Here is a 6,156-nt window from a genome sequence, read left to right on the forward strand (position 1 = left end):
AGCCCAATTATTGCTTTCTGGGATATAGCCAAGGCAATGAGGATGCGGCCCTAATATGATGAGTATGTACCTAAATGAAAGGAGGCTGCATGGAATTATGAGTGATATCGGATGCAAAGGTGTTGGAGGTCTTTTTACTTCTACAGGCGTTATCTTGGTTCTGTTCATTTTGTTGGTCATCGTATCGCGCGCATGTATTTATTAAAAATTCGCCCCTTTACGCAACCGTCTGATTTGGGCCCTGCTTCCACGGCAGGGCTATTTCGTTGTTGACCGGCTGCGGAAGGGGTGACGCGAGCGCATGATGTTCATTCCATCGGGAACAATAACAAGAAATGAGGCCTGCACGGATAAAGCAGGCGGCATGCAGGGGCAGACATAGAAAAAGCAGGGCTTCCGCATGAAACCCTGCTTCAGGCACGTATTTAATTCCATTGGTTTTCCTGGGAGGAATCTTGCTGATCCCAGATTTCTTCCGCGCTGCGATCTTGAGTTGGGGCAGAGGCTTCGGATTTCGGGGCGGAGATGACGCGGCGCGCGGTCACAAACGTTTTGTCCCAGGCGCTGCCGGAAAAATCGGTAATTGTTACGCCGACGCCGACTTTATAGGTGTGAAGAAGCTTGTCCTCGCCTATATAGATGGAAACGTGGTTAATCTTTCCGTCCCGGTTCGTATCGGAAAAGACGAGATCGCCGGGCTGGAGCTCGTTCTTGGAGACTTTAACGCCGGCCGTCGCTTGCTCCCGGGAAGAGCGCGGAAGGTCGATGCCATGCTTCTTGAATACATACTGCGTGAACGAAGAGCAGTCGAATTGATCGGTTCGGCCGGACTCGGCTCCGAAATGATAAGGGACGCCCAGAAAGGCTTTCCCTGTCGCAATAATATCATCCGCTACCGCGGACGCGGACGCGGAGGCCGCTTGGGCTTGATGAGGCACCGCCATCGCCGTGCCGGACAATGCTATAAAAAAGCTAAGGCTGATTCCCATTACCGTTTTTAGGATGCGTTGATTCTTCATGTTGTTCATGGTCTTCCTCCTTGTATTGAAAAGTTGGGGCAAGGCCTATAACCAACATAACATATGATTTGCATCCAGTATTTAACGGAAGTCATGAAAACGCTGTAACGTCAATGAATTCCCGGCTTTATTAGAATTCGATGAGAAAATATTAACGATTTCGTCACAAGCAAATGGTAGCTGCTGTACATTCACTTTACCGGGAAGCGGAGAAGGCGCGGCTTGACACATAGCCCACATCAAGGATATTATAGATATAATAAGTCCTTGAATGAGGTGCAGTCATGAGATTTTCAAAAGCGACGAATTATGCTCTTCACACGATGCTTATGTTAGTTGAAGCTTCTTCGGTGAAGCCGATTGGCGTCCAGCAGTTGGCGGAAGCCCAGGGCGTGTCGCCGACCTATCTTTCCAAAATATTGACGAGACTCGTAAAAGCAGGCATGATTGAATCGGTCTCCGGGGCCAATGGCGGCTATCGTCTAACCCGGAATAAAGACGACATTACGTTTTTGGCTATCATTCACGCCATTGAGGGCACCGCTTCCTTGTTTGAATGCGGCTTTGTCCACGGATCCGAATGCTTGATTCAAGCGGTCATGAAGGAAGCGGAAGAGAAAATGGAGCAGCATCTCAAAAATGCGAAATTGGCGGATCTGGCCCATAAGCAAACGCAAGTCTAGCGCGATCCGCCGCTTCGCGCGCGTGGAAGAGACAGGATTCGAAGCGGAGAAGGACTTTTTTTGGTTGTATTATAGATATAATGAGTCTTTTATATCTATATAAGAAAGGATGCATTCATGATATACGATTGCGCTATTATTGGCGGAGGCCCCGCCGGCTTGAATGCCGCCCTCGTCCTTGGCAGGGCAAGGAGAAGGGTGGCTTTGCTCGACAGCAATCGCCCTCGAAATGCCGTCACCCATGCGTCGCACGGCTTTATTACAAGAGATGGCGTAACTCCGTCCGAATTTCGCCGGATTGCTTATGAGGAGGTGCGGCGTTATCCGTCCGTGGAACATTTGCCAACCGAGGTGGCGGAGGTGAACCGGATTGAATCCGGATTTGAAGTGGCGGATTCGTCCGGGCTTCGCCTTCAAGCGCGCAAAGTGATCCTGGCCACGGGCGTGAATTCGCGCCTTCCCAAGTCGTGTTTGCGGCCGCGGACGGCAGCTGGACCGCGATCAGCGTCAATATGGATTTGACCGAGGAAGATTACGGATAAGGGGTGATCGAATTATCGTTGCATTTCGGCCCGTTTGTTTTGGCTGGCACGGTTTGCAAGCGCATATTTTGACCTAAATAGTTAAGGAGGCAAGGCGGAATGGAGTTCAGAATGATTGTCGATGAAGTGAATCCTGCTGCGCACAAGGCGATGAAGGGTCTTGAGTCGTTCGTGACGACATGCGGTTTGGATCCGTCCATCATAGAGCTAATCAAGCTAACTCAAGGGGTTCATTTCAAAACATCAGTAATATTCGTTATTGTCTGATCCTACCGAATTGTGACATGTAAAAAAGGAGCAGCAGGACTGCTCCTTTTTTTATTTCCCGCTTTTAGGCTTCCATTTCCCCGCCGTTGCCGAGGTTAAGCTGCCACAAAATTCCGAACCGGTCTTCCACTTGTCCGTAGCGTTTGCTCCAGAATGTCTCTTGGAGCTCCATGACGACCTTGCCGCCGGCCTTCAGCTTGTCGTAGATCGATTGGAGCTGATCCTCGCTCTCGCAAATCGCGGCCAGGCTGATATTATTGCCGACAGTGAAAGGCATTCCCGGGAATACGTCCGAGAACATGACGTTGCTGCCCAAAATGTTGAGGCGGGCATGCATCACCAGATGCTTGGCTTCCTCCGGAAGCGTAAAGTCCGGGTGGGGCGGCGCGTCGCCAAAGGTCATGATCTGCGGCTTGTCTGTTCCGAACGCATCAGCGTAGAACTCGACGGCTTCCCGGCAGTTCCCGTTAAAATTCAGATATGCATCTACGGACATGGGCTTCAACTCCTTCGTTCAATTGGATCTTTATCGTATATTATTTGGCGCCAGGAAATCAATTATGCTATAAAAAATAATTGAAATTTTAATAATTCGATTTCGCTAGTCAGGGCGACAAGAGGTAAAAAATGAAAATAACCGCGGCATTCATGATGCCGTGCAGCACGACGGGCATCCATAGGGTGCCCCTTTTTTCATAAAAAAGCGCGAACACGCTGCCGGTTACGAACGCATTCAGCATAAGCTCCGGAGCATGTCCGGCCCCGAAGATAAGCGCGCTGACGATAACGCCGGCAAGGACGCCGAAGCGGCTCCGCAAATAGCCGTAGATTACGCCTCGATTCACGACCTCTTCCACGAAGGGAGCAACGACAGCCCCCATAAGTAATGTTAGAATGAAGCCGACCGATTCTGCCGACTCCGCCTTGGAAGAGCCTTCCGACCACAGAAACGTAAATGTAACCCATAGCACGAGCAATGAAATGAGATTGGCAAGGAGCGCCCAGGGCAGCAATTGCAGCCAGTCCTTCCTCGTTGGTCTGCGGAATCCGAAGGATGTCCAGGTTAATTGATACTTGCGGATGATGACGAGGCCGATAACAGCGAGTTGAATGATGTGGACCAGGAAGGCCGCTGTGTAGCGGGCATAGGCGGGTAGGAGCCCCAGATACTCCAGTGGAACTGCGGCCGCGTTCATGACGGGAGCCGACAGCAGCAGTCTCCATATGACCAGGATGATCAGCACGTCAGTTCCCTTCCATGGCACGCTGCCTCGTTCGTTGGCGCCAGGAGGGCGGATCGGGTTGTTGCGCATAAGGGATTCTCCTTTCGATGCTTTCGTATTAGCGCGGGTAGGCCATCGGTGTGTTTTCCAGCGCCATTTGAATATTTGCCATTAAATCAGGTTCCGTTACGTCGCTTTCAATGAACAATCGGTGAACTTCGGTTTGTGCGGGCGGCAATTGGGAGAAAATTGGATCATACTGCTTGGCGGAGGCAATAGCACGAATGATTGACATAACACCAAATGGTTTCATATAATCGAAAAGCGAAACCATTCGGTTTCATATTTTTGAATTCAAAGGAGAATGAGGATGGAAACCAACAACAAGAATCAAGTTCCCGATATTCGGAAAACCATCGTGCTGAACGCGCCGATTCAAAAGGTGTGGGATGTGGTATCGACGGCGGAAGGCATTGCCTCCTGGTTCATGGAGAACGACTTCGAGCCGAAGGCGGGACATGAATTCCAGATTCAATCCCCGTTCGGTCCTTCCCCGTGCAAAGTCATCGAGATTGAGGCGCCGCACCGGCTGTCCTTCGCGTGGGATACGGAAGGCTGGGTCGTGACGTTCCTGTTGACAGAGATGGGGGACCAGACCGAGTTCACGTTGATTCACGGCGGGTGGAAGGAAGCGGAGGCGATTATCGGGAAGGCGAACGAGACCAGCGCCGTCATTCGCGATCGGATGAACCAGGGCTGGGATGCGATCGTGCATCAACGGCTTCGCCAGGCGGTCGAGGGCTAAGTGTCATCGTCTGCGGCCAAATACGATGTATTTCAGGCCATTGCCGACCCAACCCGCAGGGAAGTTCTTCGCTTGCTGGCGGACAAGGAATTGCCGATCTCCCAAATTACGAGCCATTTTCCAATCAGCCGCACCGCCATTGCCAAGCATCTTCATATTCTGAGCGAAGCCGAGCTGGTGAGCGGACGGAAGGTTGGCCGGGAGAAAATCTACCGGCTGCATCCGGAGCCGCTGACGGAGCTGAAGGATTGGCTCTCCTTCTACGAGCGCTTCTGGAGCAACAAGCTGTCGATCCTGAAGCATGTCGTGGAGCAGGAGGCGAATTCCGGCTTGCCTGCCGCGGCTGCGGAGAAAAAGGACAGGCACTGACCTTCGCGTCAGTGCCTGTTCCTATTGGGGGGGCGGAGGACGGCCGTGCGAAGCGTGGATGAGACGGGCATGCGGAATCGGGCGATGAAGCGGGCCCGGATGTTCATTCCAATAGAGTTCATGACGATAGAGGATGATTGCCGCTCACCGCGATCGTGTAGGCGCGTTCGCCGTCTTTTTCCGCCAGCGTCACATCGGCGCCGCGTTCGATCAAATATTGGACCATGGCCAGATCGCCATTCCGGGCCGCCACCGTCAATGGCGTGGCTTGATACGGATAGACCATATCGCGAACGTTGAAATTAACGTCGGCGCCATGGTCCAACAGCCATGCGACCGTCTTCCTGTCGTGATCGCCCACCGCTTTTCTCAGGGTGCTCCCGCCATGCTTCCGGACATCGAGGCCAAGATCGTGAATGAGCGGGATGTTCCGCTTGTTGCCGTAATACGCTTGCTCATAGGCATTCGATTTCACCCGGTTCCGCGCGTCCAGCTTCGCGCCGTGCGCGGCGATATAACGAACCGTCTCTTCGCCGCAGTAGCGCACGGCGACGAGAAAGGCCGGATCCTGCTTATCATTCAGGTTGGCTCCGTGCTCGATGAGGAGCTTCACGACCGGAAGCTGCTCCGCGAGGAGCGCGATATGTAAGGGACGGAGCGACGTGTGCTTGCCAAGCGCAATCTCCTCCTCGATATCCCAGCCCTGGGCGATCGCTTCGCGGAGCGCGGGAACATGGCCTTCCACGATCTGCATCGCCCGGTCGGGCAGCGTCTCGAATTTTCCGATATCCTTCAACTGGATCAACGCCGTTCCCTCCTTTCTTAACAAAACTTCATAAATCTTCATATTCGTCTAGCAGAATCTTTAAAAAGATTAACACTCTATTTAAAAGTCCGGTGAATTAGTGCAGTTGTAGCCGTCTGATGGACATGCAAAACGAGTAAAACAACTCAGCCAGCGCTGAAATGAGTAGGCGTGACAACGCCTCTGTCATCACGGATTTCGTTTTTTGGCATGCCGACATACCAGTTCGAGATCGCTTTTTCCCAAACCGGCATAGTCTTTTCAGATTTTGAACGATCGCCGTCAGTAGCGCCTGTTCTTGCATGCAGTCGAGTCCGCGGCTCCGTGCACGATCCATGCCATGCGCAACTTTGCTTTCAGCAAACACATGCTCACAGCGGGTTCGTAACTTTTGCAGATGACGGTAAGAACCCGTTAGCTGAATCCGTTTAGCTCTGTTTCGG

Annotated in this window: 10 protein-coding genes and 2 pseudogenes; 6 read left to right on the forward strand and 6 right to left on the reverse strand. The window is 52.3% G+C overall.

Translation table 11 applies throughout. The annotated features are described in order from the left end of the window. Window positions 1-97: 97 nt before the first annotated feature. Window positions 98-205, forward strand: a complete 108-nt coding sequence (locus ABD76_RS29285; RefSeq protein ID WP_242069396.1) for a YjcZ family sporulation protein — start codon at window positions 98-100, stop codon at window positions 203-205. A 220-nt stretch (window positions 206-425) separates the two neighbouring features. Here the strand turns inward: ABD76_RS29285 and ABD76_RS05700 are convergent, their stop codons facing one another. After that, complete coding sequence (locus ABD76_RS05700) at window positions 426-1,028, reverse strand: C40 family peptidase (protein ID WP_197255014.1); 603 nt, start codon at window positions 1,026-1,028, stop codon at window positions 426-428. Window positions 1,029-1,303: 275 nt separating this feature from the next. Here ABD76_RS05700 and ABD76_RS05705 point away from each other — a divergent pair, with 275 nt between their 5' ends. The 3 genes and pseudogenes from ABD76_RS05705 (at window position 1,304) to ABD76_RS05715 (ending at window position 2,511) form a co-directional block, all read left to right on the forward strand. Further along, window positions 1,304-1,702, forward strand: coding sequence for an Rrf2 family transcriptional regulator (locus tag ABD76_RS05705; protein ID WP_197255016.1), 399 nt, complete (start codon window positions 1,304-1,306; stop codon window positions 1,700-1,702). 117 nt (window positions 1,703-1,819) lie between these two features. After that, window positions 1,820-2,167: pseudogene (locus ABD76_RS05710) on the forward strand (NAD(P)/FAD-dependent oxidoreductase); the annotation flags it as partial. 176 nt (window positions 2,168-2,343) lie between these two features. After that, on the forward strand, window positions 2,344-2,511 hold the full coding sequence (locus tag ABD76_RS05715; protein ID WP_242069397.1) for a hypothetical protein: 168 nt from the start codon (window positions 2,344-2,346) through the stop codon (window positions 2,509-2,511). A gap of 64 nt (window positions 2,512-2,575) precedes the next feature. On the opposite strand, the gene ABD76_RS05720 is transcribed toward ABD76_RS05715, so the two are convergent. The 3 genes from ABD76_RS05720 to ABD76_RS05730 all read right to left on the reverse strand — a co-directional run bounded on the left by ABD76_RS05720 (window position 2,576) and on the right by ABD76_RS05730 (window position 4,029). Then, window positions 2,576-3,007, reverse strand: coding sequence for a VOC family protein (locus ABD76_RS05720; protein ID WP_197255018.1), 432 nt, complete (start codon window positions 3,005-3,007; stop codon window positions 2,576-2,578). Between the two features lie 109 nt (window positions 3,008-3,116). Then, entirely contained in the window at window positions 3,117-3,824 is a 708-nt protein-coding gene (locus tag ABD76_RS05725) for a CPBP family intramembrane glutamic endopeptidase (protein WP_197255020.1), read from the reverse strand. A 28-nt stretch (window positions 3,825-3,852) separates the two neighbouring features. Then, entirely contained in the window at window positions 3,853-4,029 is a 177-nt protein-coding gene (locus ABD76_RS05730; RefSeq protein ID WP_197255022.1) for a hypothetical protein, read from the reverse strand. A 75-nt stretch (window positions 4,030-4,104) separates the two neighbouring features. On the opposite strand from ABD76_RS05730, the gene ABD76_RS05735 reads away from it, so the two are divergent. Together ABD76_RS05735 and ABD76_RS05740 are read left to right on the forward strand one after the other, a co-directional pair. Further along, entirely contained in the window at window positions 4,105-4,539 is a 435-nt protein-coding gene (locus ABD76_RS05735; RefSeq protein WP_197255024.1) for an SRPBCC family protein, read from the forward strand. Continuing rightward, window positions 4,540-4,908, forward strand: coding sequence for a metalloregulator ArsR/SmtB family transcription factor (locus tag ABD76_RS05740; protein ID WP_197255026.1), 369 nt, complete (start codon window positions 4,540-4,542; stop codon window positions 4,906-4,908). It abuts the gene before it with no gap. Window positions 4,909-5,041: 133 nt separating this feature from the next. Here the strand turns inward: ABD76_RS05740 and ABD76_RS05745 are convergent. Then, window positions 5,042-5,713, reverse strand: a pseudogene (locus ABD76_RS05745) (ankyrin repeat domain-containing protein); the annotation flags it as partial. Window positions 5,714-5,810: 97 nt separating this feature from the next. Then, the coding region (locus tag ABD76_RS05750; protein WP_197253583.1) for a transposase at window positions 5,811-6,156 on the reverse strand (346 nt) is incomplete at its 5' end.

Origin of the sequence: Paenibacillus dendritiformis (assembly GCF_015845845.1) — a bacterium.
Classification (GTDB): Bacteria; Bacillota; Bacilli; order Paenibacillales; family Paenibacillaceae; genus Paenibacillus_B; species Paenibacillus_B dendritiformis_C.

What these genes read in the sequence shown, in the direction of transcription:
- ABD76_RS29285 (WP_242069396.1), top strand. Translation starts at nt 98, where the DNA reads ATGAGTGATATCGGATGCAAAGGTGTTGGAGGTCTTTTTACTTCTACA.
- ABD76_RS05700 (WP_197255014.1), bottom strand. Translation starts at nt 1,028, where the DNA reads ATGAACAACATGAAGAATCAACGCATCCTAAAAACGGTAATGGGAATC.
- ABD76_RS05705 (WP_197255016.1), top strand. Translation starts at nt 1,304, where the DNA reads ATGAGATTTTCAAAAGCGACGAATTATGCTCTTCACACGATGCTTATG.
- ABD76_RS05715 (WP_242069397.1), top strand. Translation starts at nt 2,344, where the DNA reads ATGGAGTTCAGAATGATTGTCGATGAAGTGAATCCTGCTGCGCACAAG.
- ABD76_RS05720 (WP_197255018.1), bottom strand. Translation starts at nt 3,007, where the DNA reads ATGTCCGTAGATGCATATCTGAATTTTAACGGGAACTGCCGGGAAGCC.
- ABD76_RS05725 (WP_197255020.1), bottom strand. Translation starts at nt 3,824, where the DNA reads ATGCGCAACAACCCGATCCGCCCTCCTGGCGCCAACGAACGAGGCAGC.
- ABD76_RS05730 (WP_197255022.1), bottom strand. Translation starts at nt 4,029, where the DNA reads ATGTCAATCATTCGTGCTATTGCCTCCGCCAAGCAGTATGATCCAATT.
- ABD76_RS05735 (WP_197255024.1), top strand. Translation starts at nt 4,105, where the DNA reads ATGGAAACCAACAACAAGAATCAAGTTCCCGATATTCGGAAAACCATC.